The sequence below is a fragment of the Chromohalobacter sp. HP20-39 genome (genome assembly GCF_033052815.1).
In the GTDB taxonomy this organism is placed as follows: Bacteria; Pseudomonadota; Gammaproteobacteria; order Pseudomonadales; family Halomonadaceae; genus Chromohalobacter.
This window is the reverse complement of sequence record NZ_JAWHTP010000500.1, coordinates 1-292: the sequence shown is the minus strand read 5'-3', so window position 1 is coordinate 292 and position 292 is coordinate 1. Positions and strand designations below refer to the sequence as shown.

Annotated in this window: 1 pseudogene; it reads left to right on the top strand. The window is 65.1% G+C overall.

Annotated features, from left to right (window positions below):
• Positions 1-292, top strand: a pseudogene (locus RVY79_RS18965) (S-(hydroxymethyl)glutathione dehydrogenase); the annotation flags it as partial.

Genomic DNA, 292 nt, shown 5'->3' with positions numbered 1-292 from the left:
CCATTACATGGGCACGTCCACGTTTGCCAACCACATCGTGGTGCCGGAGATTGCACTGGCCAAAATCCGCCCGGACGCGCCGTTCGACAAGGTCTGCTACATCGGCTGCGGCGTCACCACGGGCGTGGGCGCGGTGGTCTACACGGCCAAGGTGGAAGCCGGCGCCAACGTGGTGGTGTTCGGCCTGGGCGGCATCGGGCTGAACGTGATCCAGGGCGCCAAGATGGTCGGCGCGGACAAGATCATCGGTGTGGACCTGAACCCCGGGCGTGAAGCGATGGCGCGCAAATTC